The sequence below is a fragment of the Shimia sp. NS0008-38b genome (genome assembly GCF_040370365.1).
Classification (GTDB): Bacteria; Pseudomonadota; Alphaproteobacteria; order Rhodobacterales; family Rhodobacteraceae; genus Shimia.
In genome coordinates this window covers 17,723-38,864 of the sequence record NZ_BAABWQ010000005.1, presented here as the reverse complement: position 1 = coordinate 38,864, position 21,142 = coordinate 17,723, and the positions used below count along the sequence as shown (strand labels likewise).

Sequence of the window (21,142 nt, the reverse complement as noted above, 5' to 3'; positions counted from 1 at the left end):
CCCCCCGAACACGGCAGAAAAGGACCATAAGAATGAATGATACGTCTAGGAACATCGGTGCAGAATTTTGGCGCGACCTTAAACCCATCACGAAAGTGTTCCAACCTGACGCGTCACCTGAAGTCTATTTGCCCAATGCCGCGGATGATGACATGCGGTACTATGTGCCTTTCACAGATACAGTGTTTTCTAAGCCACTGTGGATCTCGCCCAGCAAAAATCAATGGTGCGACATTTTGTTGGCGACGGGACCGGGACTGGTAAACCGACATTACCACCCGCATGAGGTCTTCGCCTTTACCCTTTCTGGCAAGTGGGGGTACCTCGAACATGACTGGATCGCCACAACTGGCGATTTTGTCTACGAGACCCCCGGTGAAGGCCATACCCTTGTGGCCTACGAACACGAAGACCCTATGAAAGTGTATTTCAAGGTCACCGGCCCCTTGATCTGGTTGGACGAGGACGGTGAACCTGATGGCTATTACGATGTGCATCAATACATCGCCATGTGCAAAGAGCATTACGAAAAGTCAGGCATCGGCGCTGACTATATCGAGGGTCTCTTTCGCTAAAATCACACCGACATGCCACCATCTGCCATGAGCACATGGCCGGTGGTAAAGGATGATTGCGACGATGCGAGATACAGCATTGACGCGGCGATTTCTTCGCCTGTTCCATGGCGCCCCATTGGGATGATTTCGTCAAAAAATGCGGTGCCATCCCGCCCGATTTCGGCGCCCAACCCATCTTCTACCCGTTTTTGAAACCCGTTGCTGATCGGGCCCGGAGCAATGGCATTCACGCGGATGCCACGCGGAGCAAGATCTTTTGCCAGAACGCGCATAAGGCCTGTAAGCGCGTGTTTGGCGGTGATGTAGGCGTAAACACCGGGATCGCCACGCGTTGCTGCCACGCTTGAGGTCAACACAATGCTTCCACCTTTGTTCATATGAGGCACGCTATGTTTTGTAAGCAAAAATGCACCACGGACATGCACGGCCATGACGCTGTCGAACACATCGGTCGGGTAGTCGTCGATTGGCGCTACGGTGCCAAATGTTCCAGCATTGGATATGAGCACGTCAATCGGTCCAAAATGCTCTACACAACGCACAACAGCATGGCTGATCTGCGTTTCGTCAGTAACATCCGCAGCAAAGCAAAGCACATCGCCCGCAGCCTCCCCAAAGGTTTCGGCACAAGCGGCGTCGAGCGCAGCCATGTCCAAATCGACCAATGCCAGCTGCGCGCCGTGTTGATGCAAAAGACGAGCCGTGGCCAGTCCAAGAGACCCTGCACCCCCAGTTATGAGGCAAACCTTGCCTTTGAGATCAAACATAGGTGTCTTCCTTAGATCGGATATTGGGAATTGCCATCTTGAATGGTAATCCAGCGCAGAGTGGTGAATTCGTCGATTGCGGCCATACCGCCGAACCGTCCGTAACCAGAGTCCTTGACGCCACCAAAGGGCATTTGCGCTTCGTCATGCACTGTCGGCCCGTTTATGTGGCAAATGCCGCTTTCGATCCTTTTAGCAATAGACATAGCGCGCACCGTATCACGGCCAAAGATGCTCACGGACAGCCCATATTCGGTATCATTGGCGACGCGTACGGCCTCGTCCACGCTTGCCACACGGACCACCGAAGCGGTCGGGCCAAAGCTTTCCTCAGTGTAAATGCGCATCGACGGTGTGACATGGTCGATCAACGTCGCCTCCATAAGAACGCCGTCTGCAAAACCGCCCGCCATTATCTTTGCACCTTTCTCTTCGGCATCACGCACCAATCCCATGATCCGAGAAACAGCCCCTGTATCCACAACACAGCCAAGAGGCGTGTTACCGTTCCGTGGGTCGCCAACGGTCAGGCTGCGGACCTTAGCGGTCAATTTTTCGACAAAAGCATCTGCAACAGCATCCATCACAACAAGACGCTCCGTCGACATGCAAATCTGACCTTGGTTCATATAGGCCCCAAAAGCAGCTGCTGCGACAGCAGCATCAATGTCGGCATCGTCCAAAACGACCATTGGGGCCTTGCCGCCCAGCTCTAACAGCGAAGGTTTGAGGTGTTCTGCCGCCAACTTAGCGATGATCCGTCCCACCCGTGTCGATCCGGTAAAATTGACCCGGCGCACAGCCGAATGGGCGATCAAAGTCTCGACAATCTCGTTTGCGTTGTCTGGTGCGTTGGACAGAACGTTGAGCACGCCCTTGGGAAAACCCGCATCCTGTATGGCTTCGACGACCAGAGCGTGTGTGCGCGGCGAAAGCTCTGAGGATTTCATCACCACCGTATTGCCGCAAGCCAGCGGCATAGCGATAGAACGGACGCCCAGAATAACCGGCGCATTCCATGGGGCCATTGCAAGTACGACACCTGCAGGCTGGCGGATCGCCATCGCCAAAGAGCCCGGCTTGTTCGAAGGAATAACCTCGCCTTTGATCATCGTGGTCATCGATGCCGCTTCGCGCAGCATTCCAGCGCCCAACGAGACGTTGAACCCAGCCCAAGCGGCCGTGGCCCCCAATTCATCAGCCATGGCGCGGGAGATTTCTTCTGAGCAGGCCTCGAGATTGTCTGCGGCTGCCAGTAATAGGCGTCGCCGTTCTGACGGGCCTGTGTTCGACCATTCCGGAAAAGCGCGCGCCGCTGCATTGGCTGCGCGGTTTGCATCCGCAACAGTCGCGGCGGCGGCTTCGGTGGCGATGCCTCCAGTGAGAGGATTGTTGCGTGTGAAAGTCCGAGCATTTTCGGCCTGAACCTTTTCACCTTCGATCAATAAATCCAAAACTTTCATATTTTCCTCCATTTACAGGTCGCCACCCAGAAAGGCCTGTCTGACAGCTGTATCATTCAATAATTCATCTGAAGTGCCTGAGCCGGTGATCCGACCAGCTTCAAGCAAATAACCTCGGTCCGCGTGGCGCAGGCTGATTTTGACGTTTTGTTCGACAATCAAAAGGCCCACACCGGTCTTGCGCACTTGCGCCAGCGCCTTGAACATTTCGCTGACTACGATGGGCGCGAGACCAAGGCTTGGCTCGTCCAGTAGCAAGAAATCAGGTTTAGACATCATCGCACGACCGACGGCGACCATCTGTTGTTCACCTCCGGACATCGTGTGCACGAATTGCTGTTGTCGCTCGCCAAGTCTCGGAAAGATGTCAAAGACCTGTGCGAGTGTATCGCCTTCGGAGACTCGGGCGCGGGGAGGCGTCGCACCAAGCCGCAGATTTTCCTCCACAGTCATCCGTCCCACGATACCGCGCCCTTCAGGCACAAGGGCGATGCCGAGATTGGTCACTTTGTGGGCTGGTACACCGGTTATCTGATCACCGTCCAGCGCGACAGCACCTTCAGCGGTCGGAACCATGCCAGCAATTGCCTTCAGCATAGATGACTTACCAGCGCCATTGGCCCCCAGAACGACGACGACCTCGCCCTTCGCGACTGAAAAGTTGACTGAATTTACTGCAAGGTGTTTGCCATACCGGACGGTCACGTTCTTTAGCTCAAGCATGATCGTCTCCCAGATAAGCCTTGATAACGGCAGGTTCCCGTAACACCTCAGCAGATGGCCCCTCCGCGATTTTTTCACCCGCACTCATCACAACACACCGAGAACAAAGCGCACGCACGGCCTCCATGATGTGTTCGACCAGCAAGACGGTCATGCCTTGCCCTTGCAGGTTTTTTACAAGATCGATGCCGATGCGCAGTTCGGAAGGATTGAGCCCCGCAAGCCACTCATCCAACAGCAGCAACTCAGGCTCAGACGCCAGTGCACGTGCCATTTCCATCCGCTTCTGGTCGATATAAGTTAGATTGCCAACGCGCTCGTCGCCGCGACCCTCCAAGCCGACAAATGCGAGTTTCTCTTCCGCAAGCGTGCGGGCCTCGCGCCCCCAATGCCGTTTTTTCCCAAAGGCCAGCGAGAGTTGCACGTTCTCAGCAACACTCAAAGTCGGAAGTGGACGGACGAGTTGGAAGGTGCGCGCAACCCCATTTTTTGCGACTCTGTGCGGCTTCATCTTGGTGATATCCGTGCTGCCAATGCGCACAGAACCCCCATCGCAAGGCAGTGCTCCCGAGATCATGTTCAGCACGGTGGTTTTACCAGATCCGTTTGGCCCCAAAAGGCCTACCACCTCTCCGGGTTGCAATTTGAAAGACACATCGTTGACCGCGATCAGCCCGCCAAAACGTTTATACAGGTTCGTAATTTCAAGCGGCTTGCTCATGTGCGGCCTCCTGTTCGCAGGTCTTCGATCTTGGCCAAAACCCCATTGGGCATCACGAAAACGATGAGGATGAACAGCAGACCTAGAATGATCGAGAAGTGATCAGGGAAGCTGACCGATAGCCACTCAAACAGTAAAAACAATGGCACAGCGCCAACCAAAGGCCCCCAAAGCCGCATCGCACCGCCCAAAAGCGCCATAATCAGCGTCATGAAACTGACCGTAGGATTGAAGACAATAGACGGTTCAATGTAAGTCCAGCGTGGGGCCTGAATTGCACCGACAAGAGTAATGATCGTTGAAGAGATCACAAAAAGCAGCAGCTTGATGCGGGTCACATCGACACCTGCATGGGCCGCGACGGTTTCGTCATCGCCCAGCGCCTTGAGCGCCAAACCAAGGCGTGACCGTCCGATTGCCCATGATATCAGAAAAGTGAAAACCGCAAGCGCGAGAAGCTGCCAATAGATGTGACGCCCTTCAAAGGGCAAAAAGATATAGCGGCCCATGGTGTAGGTAACGTTGACCTCCCACCAGCTGACTGTTTGGCGCACGAGCTCGGCCAAGCCAAAGGTAAAAATCACAAAGTAGACCCCGGCAAGGCGCAGCGTTGATAGACCGACGATCAAGGCCATGATCATGCCGATGGCACCCGCACTTAGCAGGACCAAAGGATAAGGCATCACTTCGCTCAGCACTGCGACTGTGTAGGCGCCGACGCCGAAAAACGCCACTGTCGCCAGTGAAACATAGCGTGTTGGTCCAGAGAACAGCGCCCAAGCCGTAGCCAAAGTAACGTAGCCAGTCATGCCCAGAAGGACGCCAGTCCAATAGTCTGAAATCAGTAGCGGCACGCAGGCCAGTATAGCAATCGCGACTGCAGCAAGTGCGAAACCATGTAGAGCTTTCATGTTCATGCCTTTCCGAACAAGCCGTTGGGCCGCACAAGGAGCAACGCTAGAAACACCGCGTAAACAGCGGCAAGAGTGAGACCGGGGTCGACATAAGCGGCAACAAAGGTTTCGACGAGCCCAAGCAACAGCCCCGCCGCGATGGCCCCAGGCACACTGCCTTTGCCGCCAAGAATGACGACGATCAATGCCTTCATCGTAAAAACAACACCAGCAGTCGCGGTGAATGTCTGGAACATTGAAAGGACCACACCACCTGTGGCTGCCATCGCGCCACCGATGGCGAAAGCCATGCGTGCTGCTCGGTTTGTATCGATGCCAAACAAGGGCGCGCTGTTGGGGGCCAGCGCCACCGCACGCAAAATCATACCCCAGCGTGTGCGGAACAAGATCACCACCATCGCCCCACCAATCGCCAAACTCAGAACAAGCGCAAGCAAGCGGTTACCAGCGACCACGGTGCCAAAAATATGAACCGGCGTATTGAGAAAACTGTAGCTCGCATAGCCGCCACCAAAGAGCGCCAAAAGCACGCCTTGGATAACAAACAGCAACCCGAAGGTCACAAGGATGCTGTCAACTTCAAGCGCACCTTCATCCGGCGCACGTGACACCAACGGTTTCATCAGAACCCGATACATCACATCGCTCACGAGGTATCCGACAGGCACAAGGATCAACAGCGCGAGAAGTGGACTGATCGCAAAGGTCGTAAAGAGAACATAGGTGGCAAAACAGGCAGCAATTATCATATCCCCGAACCCGAGGTTCATAATGCGCGCAATGCCGTATTGAATGGTGAGCCCCATCGCGACAAGCGCATAGGTGCCGCCGAGCACAAGCCCGTTGACGACGTGTTCAAGCATGGAAAGTCCGATCTTGTTCTGTGTGCACAGAGGCGGCGGATGGCTCCGCCGCGCTCCTGCTTCTATGAGGTTTGTAGGGCTTATTCCCAACCAGGCTTAGGCAGTTTGACCTGCTGCGTGCCTTCGCCACCTGCAGATGATACGGCCACAAACTTGCCGTCTTGCCATTGACCGACCCAGTTGATCGCACGCAACTGGTTGTCTTCAAGACGCGTTTCTGCGCCCAGCACGGTGGAAAACGTACCGCTGGACAGCTCTTTGGCAATCGCCGCTTTATCAAGGCCGACGCGTTCAATGGTTTGCTCCAACATCTGAAGTGACGCATAGATCAAAACCGAACCCCAGTAGTCCGCACCACGGCCAACCAGTTCTTCGTGTTTTGCGCGGTAAGCATTGTTGAGCTCATTGTTCGGATCAACACCGCCGAGGCTCATGATGCCTTCAACAGATCCATCTGCAATTTTTGGATAGACAGGGAATGCCGCGCCAACACCAAGGTAAAAGACCGGTGGGCTGTAGCTCGCGATTTTGGCCTGTTTGGTCAATGCAAAGGTGTGCGGAGGATATGTAAAGGCCACAAAAGTGTCTGCCTCGGCGTTGCCTGCCTCGTTCAAAATAGTGGCAAAATCAGATGTTGCTGGCGGAAAGCTCTTGTCATACGCAACATCGAAACCTGCGGCTTCAAAGCTGGGCCGCGCCGCTTTTACCAAATCAATGCCAAAGCCATCAGCGACAGAGATCATTGCGATTTTGTTGTTAATCCGCCCCGCCTCACGCTCGGCCACAAGAATTTCTGTCAATGCGGATACATAGTCTTCGCTGCCGCCCATGAACCAGAAACTGGTATCCCAACGCTTAACAAAATCCGATGCTTTGTCCGTAACAGCCGCTCCAGCCAAATGAGGATAGCCGAACTTGGCCATCATCGGTGCAACCGCAAGGTTGAAGCCGGTACCCCAAGGTGGAAGAATAATATCGACCTTGTCTTGTGACGCCAAACGCTCGACCGCGCGGACGACTTCTTCTGCTGAAGATCGATCATCATAAGCGATAACTTCGATCGGCAACTGACTGCCATCAGGCATTTTCAATCCACCAGCGGCATTTACCTCTTTGACCCATAGCTCATAGTTGGGCGTGACCGTCATATCCGCGCCACCCGCGTTTGGGCCCGATTTGGATATTGCATATCCAACGGTCACCTTCTCGCGATCCTGTGCGGCAACTCCATTCGTCGCAACTGCTATTGAAAGCGCTGCAATTGCACAAGTTGCCAGGCGGCGCGTCATGAGGCCCCCTTCAGAAAACAAATTTCTCATTTCATTCCTCCCAAGTTTTCACAGGACTTCTAGGTCAGTTTGACCTGCCGCCCCGATCCCACGCAGTTCCCAAAGCGGGGATAGAAAGAACGTAGGCGGGAGTGACCTTCAAGATAATAGACATTTTGAGGTTATAATGGTACTTTTGACGCCCGCATTAGGTCGTAAAGGAAACCATTAGCTTTGGAACGTCAAACCATTCAGGCAGAGCGCATCAAAAGCGCACTCACCAGAACCGAATTTGCGACGTCAGGCGGGCGGGCGATTTTTGTCCTTTTGGAAGAGGGCCGCGGAACTTTTTTTTCGGACGAAATAGAACGTGATGTTGCCGGCCCCTGTTTGATCTGGTCACCGTCAGGCTGGCCCACTCGAATAACTCTCGCAGCCGGGTCCGCCGGGGTTATGATCCGCATGCCGGAACGCGCCCTTGGTCGCGCACTACCGACGGATTTGATCTCCGCCCATGTGCGTCAAATCGTAAGCCGTCGGATTTTCCAAGCCGATGTGACGGCGCAGGTGATTCAGTCCTTTGTCGCGCTATTCGATAAGATTGAAACCGAATTGCGGGTTTTGGCGCCGGGCACTGACGCTGTCTTACACCATTGCATTTCACTGCTGCTGATCGAAATTTGGCGCGCCTCTGCGCCTCCGCTTGAAGCGATTGCACCGCAGCCGCACCGGATCTCGGATAGTTTTCTCAACCTTGTGGAATTGCACTTGCAGAACCATTGGACCGTCGCTGAATACGCCCACCGCATCGGCGTTACACGCGATCGCCTGAATGAGACAGTACGCCGCGCGATCGGCATACCTCCTCATCAACATATGCAACGACGTTTGATGGAAGAGGCAAAGACACTTTTGGTGACAACCAATCTGCAAGTGGCTGAGGTCGGATATAAGCTCGGGTTCAGTGACGCCGCTTATTTTACGCGGTTTTTCCGCCGTCACGAGAATCTTGCGCCAGCGCAATTCCGTCGCACCTACACCCCACTGTATCGCACCCGCACAAAAGAGGTTTCCTTTGCTGAATGGCCATAGGCCCGACCGGCGTAGCCCCGTGAAAGTTGGCACGCAACTCGGATAGTTGCTTGCCTCACCATGACGGCTGACAAACGAGAAAAACCGAAAGATTTTATCTAAGTTACTGCAGTTTGAAGCTTTGCAGGGATTTAGCCTGATGATTGCCGAGCCCGTGCCTTTGAGCGACGTGGCGCATCAGCTGCTCTTTAGATGGCTTGAGCATATAGCCATTCGACATTGATCATCAAAACGAGTGGAAAATGGGCTTTCGCTGCAGAGGCACTACAATCGCAAGGGATGCGAGAAAACAGCCCCTCGACTTTGGACCGAATAAGCATGCTCGCATCTGTTTGCCCTTCAATGCGTCCTAAAAAATGGGGCGCCTAAAGCTCATCTATTGAAGTCAGCTTGATTGGTTGTCATCGAAAAGGCCGATGCGGTTCGCGTTGGCGTTCGCATATTTTGCATTCATCGCACCTCATGGCAGTGGGAAGGATAGAGAGACCCAAGCAACCTCTTCCACATCGAAACCAGATCACTTGAGTTGCATCTCTCCGGCTACAGCCACTTAGGACCGGTTCAGCAGCTTGTTGTATTTCGTTATAAAAAGGCCTTCGCCCTTCATTTTTCTCGTCAGGAAATCACCTGCGGTGAACAGGCTCATGAATGAATTACCGCGCTTAGGACCAAGCGGCACGAGGATCGGTGCCTTTGGCCCCCAAGGTTTGTAGGGCTTTGTATGTCCAAGCTCCTTGCCTGCAACCAGCCCCTTCAGCATTGCCGAAAGCCATGGCAATTGGCGGCTGATTGCAACAATGGTCATGCCGTCGCCAGAATCGGCCACGTCGCCTGCGGCGAATACGTTGCTCAGGGACGAAGGGCGCAGCCAGTCGTCGACTTTGATCCGGTTTGCAGTACTTCTAGCAGCTCCCGGCAGATTCTCCAGCAGTTCGGAACTGGCACGAGAGCCGAGAACGGGCAAAATCAGATCGAACTCGTGTTCCGATCCGTCCGAAAGTTTCAGGCTGCCTGCGTACGGTTCGGTCATACTTTGCAAGTTCTCGGCCCTATTTCCAAGGTGAAGCGTCACGCCAGCATCGCGCAGTTTCTTGGCCAGCTCGTTACCCAGCTTGTCGGGCATGGTCGGAAACAGACGGTCCGTATCCGAAATCAGCGTGATCTTCTTGTCTGGCATGGCATGGGCAATTTCGCCAGCAAGCTCCGTGCCAACGGCGCCCGCGCCGACGATACAAATAGAGCGCGCCGCCATCAGTTGGTCGTGAATCTGCCGGTTGGCCTGCCTCAACCCTTCGATATCGTTGCCGACAGGTTTGAACGGCGTCGCATTGGATGACCCGGTTGCCACCACAATGTAATCCGCTTCGACCCGCGTGCCGTTGTCCAGCGAAACGACACCTTCGTCGATACCTGTCGCACGGGCGCTAATGACTTGGCCGTTTTTCAGCAGCTTGTCATAGGGGATTAAGGAACGATCGATCAGAGTCGGATCCACAAGGGCACGGATCATTGAGGGCGTGTGTACGAAATGGCTGCGCTGCTCGATCAGGGTAATGTCGGCGGTATCGTCTAGCGATTTTGCCAGTTCGGCCCCAAGGTAGCCGCCTCCGATGATGGCGATGCGTTTGGACATGATAAGTGATCCTTTATGAGTGGCATTGGTCGAATGGTCCGACAACGAGGCAGGCGGAGATGCCGGTGGTCAGGCGACCTCTGGGGGATAGGTGATCTGGCCATATTTGCCTTCGCGGAATTCGCGGAAGGCGTCGTTCAGTTCGGCCTCGGTGTTCATCACAAAAGGGCCACGGCTAGCGACCGGTTCTAAAATCGGCTCGCCACCGAACAATAGAACGTCAAGTGGGTCAGCACTTGCGTTGACGATTTCGACCTCGGCTCCGTCTTCATCCAAGAAGAACAATCGTTGCGCGGCGACTCCCGTGCCCCCCACAATCGCGCCTTGCCCGGGTAAAAACCCTGCTGCGTGCAATCCCCTAGGCAGGTCCACCCGTGCCGATCCCATTGGTTCAATGCGGACATGCCAGATGAATTCGTTCGCATAGGTCGGGATTGGCGATCTGTTGCCTTCGTACGTGCCCAGGAGGGCCTTGAGGCTAGCCTGTCCGCTCGGCAATGCCGCAACGGGCAAATCTTCGGTCGGGGCAGGCATGTACGCCGCAGGTTCTGCCTTGTTCTTGGCGGGCAAGTTGATCCAGAACTGGAAGCAATGCGTTGTGCCGCCATTCTTGCGAAGGTCGGCAGGCAGCATCTCGTCATGCACGATACCGTTCCCGGCCTTCATCCATTGCACCCCTCCAGCGCTGATTGTGCCATACCCACCAGTGCTATCAGCGTGGACAAGCCCGCCCTCAAGAACATAGCTAAACGTTGCAATGCCCCGGTGAGGGTGCGCGAATGAGCCATCAGGCTCGGGGATTTCGCCTGGAGCGATGACCCGTCGTGGTAAGTGATCCAACATCATAATCGGCCCCACAAATTTCGCCGCCGCATTGGGCAACGCACGACCGATAGTTATGGAGCCAACTTTCTCGGGCTGGACGTCGTGTTGTGAAGTCACCTGTTTCATCGGATTTCTCCTTTTGCTGATCGAGATGTAGATTTTCAGAGGATGAATTGATAATTATGTTTTTTTCGGATCTATATAAGAAAGCCTTATAATTTGGACCCCCAATGAAACTGGATCATCTGAAGGTGTTACGCGCCGTGGTCGAAACGGGAACGGTCAAATTGGCCGCCGAAACCCTGAACCGGACCCAGCCGGCGATTAGCCAAGCTTTGAAGGCGCTAGAGTTCCAGACCGGCACCAAATTGTTCGACCGCTCCGGTTATCGGCTTGAGCTCACGCCAGTTGGCAAACGAGTTTATCTACAATCCCTGAGGGTTCTATCAGAGGCCGAAGACCTGACTGAGCTGATCATGCACTTCGAGAAAGGACAGGAAGAACAGATCACCATCGCCATCGACGCGGCCTCTGATCCGGATGTCCTTACGCCCGTTTTGGCCAGCATCCAATTACGCTTTCCCGAAACGCGCATTATCTTGCAGGCCGAGCTTCTGTCGGGTGCGATTGAAGCCGTGCAAACGGGGGCCGCCGCCTTTGCAGTGGCTCCCGCGCTTCAGGTGATGCTCGAGGAGGAAGGTTTCGAATATATACCAGTCGATAAGTCGGTCATGCACAACGTCGCGGCGCCAATGCTTATCGACACGATGGGCGCGCCGCGCACACTGGCCGACCTTCGGAGATTCCATCAGGTCATCGCAAGGGACAGCGGTCAGGGCAGCGGGTTATTTGACCGCGAACTGGGCGTGCAAAAGGGGCAACGGCGATGGTACGTAAGCGATTTGCACATGAAGAAACAGTTACTTGTGACCGGTCTTGGGTGGGGCCGCCTTCCAGAGCACTTGATTGCCGAAGAATTGGCACAGGGCACGTTGCAGGAAATCAGGTTGACCGATACCCATCTAAGCTTTGACATAGAGATTTTTGTCTTCCGCCAACCCAAGCTGATAACTGGGCCGGTAGGTTCCTCAATCTGGGACGCATTCGGAGCAACACCCGTATCGCTTGAAAAGCACTCTCGACAAGCGACATGACTAGACATCAGGCCGCGAATGAAGTGTTGCCTATCGGCAATGACTTTCGACAAACCAATGATCAATATTTTGTTTCTGGGTCGACAGGCGGAGCTCTCGCCGAGCTTCTCTATTCGATCGGCAACCTTAACGGCAAGGTCAGCTTCGTTCCGCCTCTCGACAATTGGATCGGAGCGCAACCAACGATCAAACGAGCTTCCAGTGAAACATGTGTGGTTGAACGGCCGTTTCAGATTACGGAAATCGTGGGTGTCTTACCGTACAGATCACTGCGATCCAGTGCTGCGACCAGCCATTCGGCAACGCTTTCACGAGCGATTTGCATGGATGGCTTGGGCGCAGACTTTCCAGCCACCACATAGCTTTCGGTAACCGCTCCGGTCTTTTTGCCTAGTCCCACAGCACGGCCCACTGTCCAGTCTAGGCCCGAGGCGACCAAAACGGCTTCCACCCCTTCATGATCGCTATAAGCAACCCCAAGATTGGTGCGTTTGATGAATTGCCGGAAAATCCAAGGAGCCGCCTCAAAACTGTCGCCTGCTCCAGTTGCTCCAAGTTGAACAACGCGGCGAATGCCATGCTCATTCATTGCGGCAACTACATTGCCGAAGATGTCGGTCAACAGGGTCGGAGAGTTCACGATCCTTGCGAAAGGAGAGTCCGACGCGCGTGCGTTGTTCATCGTGGCGATCACCGCGTCGCAGCCCGCAATGGCCGCATCCAGTTCGTCTGCATTTTCCGGTGTACCTTTGAACACCTTCAACATGTCGTGTTTTTTCGCAACCGCTTCGGGCCGACGTGCAAGTACGTGGACCACGTGCCCCGCGTCCAGCGCCTTATCAATCACATGGGATCCTGTGCGACCTGTGCCGCCGAGTACCAAAACCTTTTTTTTAGTCATATTGATAGTCCTTCTTTGCATCTGATTTTGAAGCTGAGGCAAGCCCGGCCAGCATCGGGCAGCCCCACTGCCACCTCTAGCTTTGCGTCGCCAGCGCAGTTTTCAAAACCGTTGCCATTTGTGTTGTCGGACGGCCGAGTATCCGTGACAGAGTTGCGCTATCGTCGTGCAACGCCCCTTGCGCGGCGAAAGCATCCGTTGCGGCGAGGAAAGATGCGAACACCTCGGGCAGGCCCGCGCCAACCAGTGCGTCTTGATAAGCCTGCTGTGGCATATCCACATAGGCCACCGGTTTGCCAGCGATATCAGACAGGATCGCGGTGTATTCGGCCATTGTCAGCGCCTCGTCCCCGGCCAGTTCCAGCGTCTGCCCGTCGTAACCTCCCAAAAGCGTAATCGCGGCAGCTTCGGCCAGGTCACCACGTGAAGCGAAGGAGAATTTTCCATCTGCAGCGGCACCGAAATGCTGGCGCATGGACAGGTCTTGTTCTAGCCCCATCAGCATATTCTCGCTGTACCAACCATTGCGTAAGATGGTAGCGGACAAGCCACTTTCCGCGATGAACTCCTCAGTTGCCTTATGGTCAGCGGCCAACGGCATTGGGCTGTCGCCTGCCTTCAACAGCGATGTATAGACGATATGTTTGACTCCCGCAGTCTTTGCCTCTGCAATGGCCACTTTATGGTGGGTCACTCGGTTTTCCATGTCAGAGCCAGACACAAGCAGCAACCTGTCGATCCCCGCAAACGCCTGTGCCAGACTTGCAGGATCATTGTAGTCGCCGTAACGGGTGGTTATACCCGTTCGCGCCAATACAGCCGCTTGTGCATCACTCCGTACCATGGCGATAATGTCTGACTTGTCTGTCTTTTGGGCGAGGACTTCGATAGCTTGCCTGCCCAGTTGGCCAGATGCTCCAGTGATCAGAAGTTTTGCCATTGCGTTTCCTTTAGGGTTCATTCTTGGTTTCAATTCGCTTATTGGTCTCAGATAGAGACTAGGAATTATCCCGTAAAGGAGGCATGATTTTGTGCCCAGGTTACATGGAGGTAACTTCGATGACAGGACAAGGACGCGCCCAACTGGAAAAAATGCAAACCGAAGGTTTTGACGCCACGAACTGCCCCGTTCGAACTGTGCTTGGACACGTTTCGTCCAAATGGACAAGTCTGATCCTACTGGAGCTCGAAGCGAAACCCACGCGGTTCAACGCGCTCGCGCGCGCGATTCCGGATATTTCAAAACGTATGCTGACCCAGTCGCTTCGCGATCTAGAACGGGACGGGCTGGTTATACGGCAAGTGTTTGACACCAAGCCGCCTAGTGTCACCTATAGCCTATCCGATCTGGGCAAATCCTTCTTGGCGCCGCTGGGCCACATGATCGAATGGGCTATGACGCAGCACGACCAGATCAAAAGTTCTCGCACAAGCTTTGACAAGCATAAGTGACACGGTGCCGGGCGCATCATCGTGTAGACACGCAATGTCAGCAAAGCAACCTAATGCGATACAGATTTGCACCCTCGTTAAGCGGCGTGAAGCCCTCAAGGCCCAGCATTCGCACGCATCTGTGACCAGGTCTGATCCATATTCATCCTAAGATGGCGGCATCATATCATTCCCGAGTGTCTGAGTTGATTTCAGGCCTATGGAAAACAGGTCAGATGTAGTAGGCGCTTCGCGACGTCGTGGACGTATTGTGCTTCAGCCTGCTCCCCAATCACACCATAGGCATTGCATCTGGGCCCCATTTACCGGTCTCACCGACCAAATGGACAGAGGCTCTGTTGACGCCACGCACCAATATAGAAGAAGGTTCGAAATTCCTTGTCCCTTGTTGCCAAATATTTCGAACATTCGCTACCAGTCACAATCTCCATATAGTTTTTGAGAAATTCGAGCGGGCCTCGACGCTGCGAAACAATTCGCTCCAAGCGCGGCAACGCGCAGGAAGCGAAATTTGCAAAGTTTGCCTCACCACAGCCGCAGCCGGGAGATCCGATTGATCAATTCCATCGTTGGAGAAAACCACCGACGCTGCTGCAAAACGGCGTTCAACTGGTTCGTAAATTCCGAAAAACAGCAGTGCCCGTTAGCCTCAATGAGCTTTTTTGGAATACCCCAATCAAAAACTGATCGCCAAATTGAGCCACAGCGTATCGCTTTCAAATCTGTTCTTTGCGCCAAACTCGGTGAAATACTTGAGTTTGAAGGTAGTGTCCTTGCCAAATAGGCTGGCGCCAGAATAACTGACGACCGGACCAACACCAAAGACCTCGGCCCTGAGGCTGTCGGCTCCCAAAAAGAAACGTGTCGCGTCTGCGCCGGATCCCGAGTCATCGCCAATCTGGGTGTATGCATATCCCGCGAGGCCAAAAGCCCAGCCGGATTTTGTGTGTTGCGTCACGGCAGCTTCTAAGTTCAACGCAGGCGCGTTTTGGTAGTCCGTCGCCTTGTTTCTGGTGCTGAACAGAAGGCTCGCTGCTCCGGAAAATTCGAGGCCACGTGTTGGGTCAAAATAGGTTGCGGCGAATACTGGCTGAAACGACCAGATATTTTTGCCCGTATTGAGCGCATTGACCCGACGGTTCGGCACGTCAATTGAGGCCGTGCTATAGGCCCCGGTCGGCGCAAACACAGAAAATGCTGCGCTGTAGTGTAAATTCCCTTGATGCCAACCGACCAAGCCGGTCAGCGTTGTGTCACCGATACCCGACGCAGTGTCCTTAATCGGAACACCCACGATTGGGGGTGTTTCGCCGATGAATGACAAGCTTGCATCAAGTACAAATGGAACATTGATGTTCAACGCCGGAGTGCCGCCCCAAAGCTCCGTTTGCAGAACTTGAGTTACGCTCAGTTTTGCGAAGGTCACCTTCAAATCAGTGGCAGCCTTGATCGGCAAACCACCCATCGACAGGCCGTGTATTTCGCCTTCAGTATGCACGAGATCTATGCCGACATATGTGCCTGCGCTTGGAACGACACCCGCGAATCCTTCTCTGGAGCCCAAAAGGTAGGCGCCAGCACCGCCTTCAACGGCGAAAGCCGGACTACCGATTGCACACGTCATCAAGATGGAAAGGAGATTTTTATACGAATTCATCTTGATAAACTCCAGTCAATCAAACGGTTAAGGTTTTGGAGAGCTCCAAATCGGAGAGCCCCATGCCCGTTCTTGAATGATCGCAGGAATGTCTGCCAAGAGCGGAAGCTCATTGCGCACAGCATCATATGTTGTCCAACGCGGGGTTGGGATTTCCAACGCTCTGACGTAGTAAAACGCACCGTTGCCCGGATCAAAATCTGGATCAGTCCAGCGACCAAACAGCGTCGTGGCACCAATGTCATTGGTGTAGAGTGCGGTTTTCAGGTCGACCGTGTTCCCAACAGATGGAAGCTTTCCGCCCTCATCAGGCGCTCGATCACCAGCCCAAGCCACATCAACAACCGTTTCGTGAATGTCGCCAGAGCTATCGACCCAGCCCTTGATTATCTGCACACGATCAAGATTTGCACCATCCGGGTCTTTTTCAGCGTAGACCGTGAATGTCGGAGCCATATCCGACGCAGCTAAAATGCCGCCCATCGGGGTGCCTGTGTCGTATCCCTCACTAACCATTGTCGCAGGATCTGTTGCAGACAAGCCAACGCCCCCGAACATACGAACCTTGATGCGCGTGCCTGAAGTGGCAAATGTTTCGCGTCGCTTCATGCTGTCCCAAATTGATGCCCGGGTATTTTCTTCGGCCCACACACCAGCGAGCGATCCAATAGACAGATCAGCGCCATCAATCCAACCTCCCACACCGCCTGTGCGTCGGCGCTCTACAGTTCCATCTTCGGGTCCGTGACCACCGGTGAAGTCATCTTCGGCCACATCACTTGGCAGGCCATTATGGTTGTCGGTACCGCCAATAAATCCATACTGATAGGGATTCACTCCAAGTTTTCGCTCTTCGGCTAAGCCAATTTTCAGACCTTCGCGCACAAAGTCCCGCTTGTGGAAATACCGGTTAGAGTTTTTCTGGATTGAATTTGCATTTTCAAAATCCGCAAATTCATCTGCCTGCCAAAACGCCTCATGGACCTCCGAGTTACCTTTAATTTGCATCATTTCGATCAATGGCTCCCACATTTGCCGTCGCTCGGCCCAATCCGTGGTGAGGTCATTGCCAAAACTGTCGGTGTCGGGAAACATCAACTGTTTTGAGGCGTTTGAATTATGGGGAATTGCAAGAAGCGTGGAGCCTTCGTCCGCCGACATCTGTAACCAGTCCCAGAGATCTTCGACCTTGTTGCTGTCATAGCTCGAATAGGGCAATTCCGGCGCAACTGAGTCTCGAAAAATCACGTTACGGTGCATATTGCCGCCGCCTGGTGCGGCAGACCATTCAAACGCCACAAAGGCGGTAAAGGTGCCGGGATCATTGTGCTCTTCAGCGGCGTCCTTGATAATCTGCCAGCCAGATTTGGTGGTCTCAGGCCCCATGTAAAAAGGCGGATGGGAAGGATCATCGCCCCGATTGTTGGACACCACATATTTATAGAACCACTTTTGCTTGTCTTCGAGTGTTTCCAGACTGCGCAACTGTTTCAGGTCGTCCTGAAGATGTCCCGGTGCATCCGGATAGATTGTCGAGTACATTTCACCCAAGTACTCCACGTGATCGCTGACGGCGGCAAAATCCAGCGGCCGCTTAAGCTGTTTATGTCGACCATCGACAATAACAGACGCCCCCTTGGCAAATCGCAAACTATCAGAGGGCATCAGACGTGCGCCACCAATGAATGCATCAAGTGACAACGCTGTGTGCATATGTGTTTCACCAAAATAGGCGTTGCGTGTGATCGCATCCTCAGCCCACGCCGACGATGTGCAGACGAGAAGAGCAGTGGAAACCAGGAGATGTCTATTGTTCATAGTCCCAAGTCCTTTGGTGGAAATTTGGCGAAGGTCGCGGCATGGGCTTTGAGTTCGGCGCCCAGTGAAGCGGTCCAGGCGTTCAAACGATGCCCGACGGGGTATTCTTCTTTTGGATCGATGTAGAGATTGAACAACCAAGGCGCGAGGCCGGTTGGAACAACTGCTGCCATGTCAATGTAAAGAAATTTTTCTTGCGGCAAACTTACCAGCAGATGCGCCTTGTATTCCCGCATCCGAATAGCTGCAAGCTGTGCTCCGAGCCAGTTGTAGATATGCTCGCGCTTTCTCTGCCCTTCCGTTGCGAGCAGGAACGACGTTTGATCTATACCATCCCAATACCGATCAGTAGGCAGGGCGCTGCGATCCACTCCCCCCAAGACCAGAGCAGTGTCAAAGAGGTCCATTAGATCGAACAACCCATCAGAAACCCGCCCCGGTTCGATCATGCCTTTCCAATATGCAATCCCTGGAACCCGCACGCCACCTTCCCACGTCGTCCCCTTCGCACCGCGGAACGGCGTGTAGCCACTGTCCGGCCAGCTGTCCATTTGAGGTCCATTGTCCGATGTAACAAAGATGAAAGTGTTCTCAAGCACACCGGCATCATCGAGCGCTCGCACTATGTCGCCGATGTAGGCGTCGACCTCGACCATGTTGTCACGATAAGGGAACTTTGACGCACTTGCCCCGAGAAATTCTTGGGACGGAAAGTTGTCTGCATGGACCTTCATAAATGAATGACTGATGTAGAAGGGTTTGTCTGCTTTAGACAGCTCGGCAATCCGAGAAACCGTGTAGTCTCGCAATTTGCGGTCGCCTTCGGCCATTGCCTCAATGCTATCGATGATCTCAACGGTCTCTGTTGTGCCATCTGCCAACCCATAGATCAGATCGTTGTTTGACCCAATCGATAGGTATCGGGCGTATTTGTCATCATCCAATACAAGATCAGGAAATCGCCGCTGGTCAAAAGCTTGCGTGTATTCCTTCTGAGCCTTGTAAAACCCAAAGAATTCATCGAACCCGACATCATGCGGCCGCATGCCCTCGTCTTCACCGATGTGCCACTTACCAACCAGCATCGAGTGATATCCTGCGTCGCTTAATAGGCCAGCAACTGTCAATTCGCCCTCCCACGGATTCACCCTAAGGTCATCCCCCGCAAGGATCGGACGTATCAATCCGGTGCGGGCTGGCAAACGACCGGTGTAAATCGCGGCGCGAGTTGGGGTGCAGGTATATTGTGAATAGGTCGATGTCAGCTTCAACCCCTCGGCTGCCAAAGAATCCATCTCCGGGGTGGCTGCACCGATCATCTCTCCACCACCAAAGGCGCCGGGATCGCCATAGCCCATGTCGTCAACCAAGAAGATCAGGATGTTTGGCTGTTTACCGGTCTTCCCCTCCAGCGCAGACAGCTTTTGGGACGCTTTGGCATCTTGATCGGGACGGTGGATGAAAGGTTGGCGATTGAATGTCTCTGTCGTTGCTCTGGAAAGCTCGGAAGCTGGGTCAGGAACGATCTCGGCATGTAATCCAGATGTAAGTAAAACGCCAACGGCGATAATGAACGGTTTGAACATCAATGTTCCTCACCAACTGAGCAAAATGGAATTGTCAAAAAGGTAGATTAATTGAGGGCAGCATTACGAATTCGCAGTCACAAGTAAAGAAAACAAACTTATGGAGCACATCGGGCAGCTGTAGGCCCTTTGCTCCAATCCCCAATAATTCCCGTGCTTAGTGCCGCCTTGTCGGCAAACATTGACGCGGTGTTTGTTCAAATGCTCTGACAGAAGAACCATCACCAGTACACCGCTTGCTCGCACTGACTAGCGAGGCGGCTTCATCACCACGGCGAAAGTCTGCAATGAACGTTTTTTACGAGAGCGGGCGAAATGGAGTGATGGGACACTTGGTGTCCGATTGGGCCGCGAGCCGATTTTACTGCGTTTAGGTAAACATCCAGCGGACCACCACTTCCACGGCCTAGAACACGGCGCTCTTTGTCCGTTGATCTTTGCTCTCTGGCGTAGCACCAGTGTAGCACAGTGCTTCCACTGGAGTTGTGCGAACGCGAGCGCCCCCCTGAGGTGGCTGCTAAGCATCTGGCACTATGTGTATTTTTGGTTGCGGGAGCTTGATACCACCGAAAACTACACAAAGATCATCCGTCCCTTTGGGTGGAAAGGAGACTTTCGCTGCGTCCCGCACCGAGGTCGGCTGTGCGGAATTGTGACCGTGCGCAGGCATTGGACCAAGGTCTGCTTAAGCGACTCTATTGAAATTAGAGTATTTTCTCAACACGGCTCTGCAATGCAGGAATGACCTCATCTTCAAACCAAGGGTTCGACTTGAGCCATCTGTTGTTTCGGGGGCTTGGATGGGGAAGGATGAGCCTGTCTGGCCAGACCTCCGTCCAAGCTTGCACCGCGCGGGTCACTGTATGGTCAGCGTAATCGGGAAGATGCCAATCAATCGCGTACCGGCCAATGATCAGCGTGTGCTCGACGGCCTTCAGCATGTCCAGAATATCCGCCCGCCACGCCGGGGCACATTCGGCACGCGGAGGCAGATCGCCGCCTTTGCCGGTTCCCGGAAAGCACAGCCCCATCGGAAGGATCGCAATCTTGGAGGCGTCGTAGAAGGTCTGCCGATCGACCCCGAGCCAGTCCCTGAGTCTGTTTCCGGACGGATCATCAAATGGAATGCCCTTGTGGTGCGTGATGCGTCCCGGAGCTTGGCCCACTATGAGCAGTTTGGCGCTCGGCGCGACTTGGAAAATAGGACGCGGCCCGAGAGGCAGGTCTTTGCAGATCGTGCAAGCGCGCAGGTCTTCGAGCAAAGTACTGGCGGTCGGTGTGCGGGCCATGTTGTGTCCAATTGATGAAAGGGCCGCGGCTTAAGCGGCCCTTTGGTCGTACTTTTGCGGTTTAGGCTGTCGCGGTGCTGTCTTCTGGTTGATGCAATCCAACGACGGCGAGAACTGTTAGGCCCAGACCCATATAGTACCAGAAATCCACACCGACGAAGCCCAGAAGGATGGGGGCGGCGACAAAGGCGACGCCAACCATTGCATCGACCGTCAAGTGCAGGCTGTAGGGCAGGATGCGGATCACGCCCAGATGGTGATCTGTCAGAACGGTTAGCACAAAGGCAGCAACCCCAGTGATGACAGACAACCAAAGCGCCAGCGGAGCGGTCTCTCCTAAGCCGAACAGAAATGGCATTGCGATCAGGCCCAAGGCAACTGGGTAGTCGAGATAGGCGTGAATGGTTTTGGTGATGAATCGTGGAGACATGGGGTTTT

General features: G+C 54.1%; 20 protein-coding genes. 4 read left to right on the top strand and 16 right to left on the bottom strand.

Annotation, left to right across the window (positions count from 1 at the left end):
* Window positions 1-32 precede the first annotated feature (32 nt).
* Window positions 33-575, top strand: a complete 543-nt coding sequence (locus ABWV47_RS20635) for a 2,4'-dihydroxyacetophenone dioxygenase family protein (RefSeq protein WP_353315295.1) — start codon at window positions 33-35, stop codon at window positions 573-575.
* Between the two features lie 2 nt (window positions 576-577).
* Here ABWV47_RS20635 and ABWV47_RS20630 read toward each other — a convergent pair whose 3' ends face one another.
* The 7 genes from ABWV47_RS20630 to ABWV47_RS20600 all read right to left on the bottom strand — a co-directional run bounded on the left by ABWV47_RS20630 (window position 578) and on the right by ABWV47_RS20600 (window position 7,318).
* Window positions 578-1,345: an SDR family NAD(P)-dependent oxidoreductase gene (locus ABWV47_RS20630; protein WP_353315294.1), complete on the bottom strand. Its 768-nt coding sequence runs from the start codon at window positions 1,343-1,345 to the stop codon at window positions 578-580.
* An 11-nt stretch (window positions 1,346-1,356) separates the two neighbouring features.
* On the bottom strand, window positions 1,357-2,808 hold the full coding sequence (locus tag ABWV47_RS20625) for an aldehyde dehydrogenase (RefSeq protein WP_353315293.1): 1,452 nt from the start codon (window positions 2,806-2,808) through the stop codon (window positions 1,357-1,359).
* 12 nt (window positions 2,809-2,820) lie between these two features.
* Window positions 2,821-3,531: an ABC transporter ATP-binding protein gene (locus ABWV47_RS20620; RefSeq protein ID WP_353315292.1), complete on the bottom strand. Its 711-nt coding sequence runs from the start codon at window positions 3,529-3,531 to the stop codon at window positions 2,821-2,823.
* Complete coding sequence (locus tag ABWV47_RS20615; protein ID WP_353315291.1) at window positions 3,524-4,252, bottom strand: ABC transporter ATP-binding protein; 729 nt, start codon at window positions 4,250-4,252, stop codon at window positions 3,524-3,526. Before ABWV47_RS20615 ends, ABWV47_RS20620 begins: the two co-directional genes overlap by 8 nt.
* Window positions 4,249-5,163 (bottom strand): branched-chain amino acid ABC transporter permease, encoded by a 915-nt coding sequence (locus ABWV47_RS20610; protein ID WP_353315290.1) that lies wholly within the window; start codon window positions 5,161-5,163, stop codon window positions 4,249-4,251. The genes ABWV47_RS20615 and ABWV47_RS20610 overlap by 4 nt, the downstream gene beginning before the upstream one ends.
* A gap of 2 nt (window positions 5,164-5,165) precedes the next feature.
* Window positions 5,166-6,029, bottom strand: coding sequence for a branched-chain amino acid ABC transporter permease (locus ABWV47_RS20605; RefSeq protein WP_353315289.1), 864 nt, complete (start codon window positions 6,027-6,029; stop codon window positions 5,166-5,168).
* Window positions 6,030-6,109: 80 nt separating this feature from the next.
* Window positions 6,110-7,318 carry an amino acid ABC transporter substrate-binding protein gene (locus ABWV47_RS20600; RefSeq protein WP_353315287.1) on the bottom strand — a complete coding sequence of 403 codons (1,209 nt, stop codon included), beginning with the start codon at window positions 7,316-7,318 and terminating at the stop codon, window positions 6,110-6,112.
* Between the two features lie 213 nt (window positions 7,319-7,531).
* Here ABWV47_RS20600 and ABWV47_RS20595 point away from each other — a divergent pair, with 213 nt between their 5' ends.
* The gene (locus ABWV47_RS20595) at window positions 7,532-8,389 is read left to right on the top strand and encodes a helix-turn-helix domain-containing protein (RefSeq protein ID WP_353315286.1); all 858 of its coding nucleotides are present in this window, start codon (window positions 7,532-7,534) and stop codon (window positions 8,387-8,389) included.
* 550 nt (window positions 8,390-8,939) lie between these two features.
* On the opposite strand, the gene ABWV47_RS20590 is transcribed toward ABWV47_RS20595, so the two are convergent.
* Window positions 8,940-10,022 carry an NAD(P)/FAD-dependent oxidoreductase gene (locus ABWV47_RS20590; RefSeq protein WP_353315285.1) on the bottom strand — a complete coding sequence of 361 codons (1,083 nt, stop codon included), beginning with the start codon at window positions 10,020-10,022 and terminating at the stop codon, window positions 8,940-8,942.
* 69 nt (window positions 10,023-10,091) lie between these two features.
* Window positions 10,092-10,973 carry a pirin family protein gene (locus ABWV47_RS20585; protein WP_353315283.1) on the bottom strand — a complete coding sequence of 294 codons (882 nt, stop codon included), beginning with the start codon at window positions 10,971-10,973 and terminating at the stop codon, window positions 10,092-10,094.
* Window positions 10,974-11,077: 104 nt separating this feature from the next.
* On the opposite strand from ABWV47_RS20585, the gene ABWV47_RS20580 reads away from it, so the two are divergent.
* A complete protein-coding gene (locus ABWV47_RS20580) occupies window positions 11,078-12,001 on the top strand; it encodes a LysR family transcriptional regulator (protein WP_353315282.1) in 924 nt (307 codons plus the stop codon).
* A gap of 229 nt (window positions 12,002-12,230) precedes the next feature.
* Here ABWV47_RS20580 and ABWV47_RS20575 read toward each other — a convergent pair whose 3' ends face one another.
* Complete coding sequence (locus tag ABWV47_RS20575) at window positions 12,231-12,902, bottom strand: NAD(P)-dependent oxidoreductase (RefSeq protein WP_353315281.1); 672 nt, start codon at window positions 12,900-12,902, stop codon at window positions 12,231-12,233.
* A gap of 76 nt (window positions 12,903-12,978) precedes the next feature.
* A complete protein-coding gene (locus ABWV47_RS20570; RefSeq protein ID WP_353315279.1) occupies window positions 12,979-13,842 on the bottom strand; it encodes an SDR family oxidoreductase in 864 nt (287 codons plus the stop codon).
* Between the two features lie 119 nt (window positions 13,843-13,961).
* On the opposite strand from ABWV47_RS20570, the gene ABWV47_RS20565 reads away from it, so the two are divergent.
* Window positions 13,962-14,354, top strand: coding sequence for a winged helix-turn-helix transcriptional regulator (locus ABWV47_RS20565; protein ID WP_353315278.1), 393 nt, complete (start codon window positions 13,962-13,964; stop codon window positions 14,352-14,354).
* A gap of 676 nt (window positions 14,355-15,030) precedes the next feature.
* On the opposite strand, the gene ABWV47_RS20560 is transcribed toward ABWV47_RS20565, so the two are convergent.
* The 5 genes from ABWV47_RS20560 to ABWV47_RS20540 all read right to left on the bottom strand — a co-directional run bounded on the left by ABWV47_RS20560 (window position 15,031) and on the right by ABWV47_RS20540 (window position 21,134).
* Window positions 15,031-15,978 carry a SphA family protein gene (locus tag ABWV47_RS20560; RefSeq protein ID WP_353315277.1) on the bottom strand — a complete coding sequence of 316 codons (948 nt, stop codon included), beginning with the start codon at window positions 15,976-15,978 and terminating at the stop codon, window positions 15,031-15,033.
* Window positions 15,979-16,038: 60 nt separating this feature from the next.
* On the bottom strand, window positions 16,039-17,829 hold the full coding sequence (locus ABWV47_RS20555) for a DUF3604 domain-containing protein (RefSeq protein WP_353315275.1): 1,791 nt from the start codon (window positions 17,827-17,829) through the stop codon (window positions 16,039-16,041).
* Window positions 17,826-19,415 carry an arylsulfatase gene (locus ABWV47_RS20550; RefSeq protein WP_353315274.1) on the bottom strand — a complete coding sequence of 530 codons (1,590 nt, stop codon included), beginning with the start codon at window positions 19,413-19,415 and terminating at the stop codon, window positions 17,826-17,828. Before ABWV47_RS20550 ends, ABWV47_RS20555 begins: the two co-directional genes overlap by 4 nt.
* Window positions 19,416-20,119: 704 nt before the next feature.
* Complete coding sequence (locus ABWV47_RS20545) at window positions 20,120-20,704, bottom strand: uracil-DNA glycosylase family protein (protein ID WP_353315273.1); 585 nt, start codon at window positions 20,702-20,704, stop codon at window positions 20,120-20,122.
* 61 nt (window positions 20,705-20,765) lie between these two features.
* Window positions 20,766-21,134, bottom strand: coding sequence for an SPW repeat domain-containing protein (locus ABWV47_RS20540; RefSeq protein ID WP_353315271.1), 369 nt, complete (start codon window positions 21,132-21,134; stop codon window positions 20,766-20,768).
* Between the last annotated feature and the right edge of the window lie 8 nt (window positions 21,135-21,142).

Bases quoted from the DNA above. Each gene is read 5' to 3' on its own strand.
- ABWV47_RS20635 (WP_353315295.1), top strand. From the start codon at position 33: ATGAATGATACGTCTAGGAACATCGGTGCAGAATTTTGGCGCGACCTT.
- ABWV47_RS20630 (WP_353315294.1), bottom strand. From the start codon at position 1,345: ATGTTTGATCTCAAAGGCAAGGTTTGCCTCATAACTGGGGGTGCAGGG.
- ABWV47_RS20625 (WP_353315293.1), bottom strand. From the start codon at position 2,808: ATGAAAGTTTTGGATTTATTGATCGAAGGTGAAAAGGTTCAGGCCGAA.
- ABWV47_RS20620 (WP_353315292.1), bottom strand. From the start codon at position 3,531: ATGCTTGAGCTAAAGAACGTGACCGTCCGGTATGGCAAACACCTTGCA.
- ABWV47_RS20615 (WP_353315291.1), bottom strand. From the start codon at position 4,252: ATGAGCAAGCCGCTTGAAATTACGAACCTGTATAAACGTTTTGGCGGG.
- ABWV47_RS20610 (WP_353315290.1), bottom strand. From the start codon at position 5,163: ATGAAAGCTCTACATGGTTTCGCACTTGCTGCAGTCGCGATTGCTATA.
- ABWV47_RS20605 (WP_353315289.1), bottom strand. From the start codon at position 6,029: ATGCTTGAACACGTCGTCAACGGGCTTGTGCTCGGCGGCACCTATGCG.
- ABWV47_RS20600 (WP_353315287.1), bottom strand. From the start codon at position 7,318: ATGACGCGCCGCCTGGCAACTTGTGCAATTGCAGCGCTTTCAATAGCA.
- ABWV47_RS20590 (WP_353315285.1), bottom strand. From the start codon at position 10,022: ATGTCCAAACGCATCGCCATCATCGGAGGCGGCTACCTTGGGGCCGAA.
- ABWV47_RS20585 (WP_353315283.1), bottom strand. From the start codon at position 10,973: ATGAAACAGGTGACTTCACAACACGACGTCCAGCCCGAGAAAGTTGGC.
- ABWV47_RS20580 (WP_353315282.1), top strand. From the start codon at position 11,078: ATGAAACTGGATCATCTGAAGGTGTTACGCGCCGTGGTCGAAACGGGA.
- ABWV47_RS20575 (WP_353315281.1), bottom strand. From the start codon at position 12,902: ATGACTAAAAAAAAGGTTTTGGTACTCGGCGGCACAGGTCGCACAGGA.
- ABWV47_RS20570 (WP_353315279.1), bottom strand. From the start codon at position 13,842: ATGGCAAAACTTCTGATCACTGGAGCATCTGGCCAACTGGGCAGGCAA.
- ABWV47_RS20565 (WP_353315278.1), top strand. From the start codon at position 13,962: ATGACAGGACAAGGACGCGCCCAACTGGAAAAAATGCAAACCGAAGGT.
- ABWV47_RS20560 (WP_353315277.1), bottom strand. From the start codon at position 15,978: ATGACGTGTGCAATCGGTAGTCCGGCTTTCGCCGTTGAAGGCGGTGCT.
- ABWV47_RS20555 (WP_353315275.1), bottom strand. From the start codon at position 17,829: ATGAACAATAGACATCTCCTGGTTTCCACTGCTCTTCTCGTCTGCACA.
- ABWV47_RS20550 (WP_353315274.1), bottom strand. From the start codon at position 19,415: ATGTTCAAACCGTTCATTATCGCCGTTGGCGTTTTACTTACATCTGGA.
- ABWV47_RS20545 (WP_353315273.1), bottom strand. From the start codon at position 20,704: ATGGCCCGCACACCGACCGCCAGTACTTTGCTCGAAGACCTGCGCGCT.
- ABWV47_RS20540 (WP_353315271.1), bottom strand. From the start codon at position 21,134: ATGTCTCCACGATTCATCACCAAAACCATTCACGCCTATCTCGACTAC.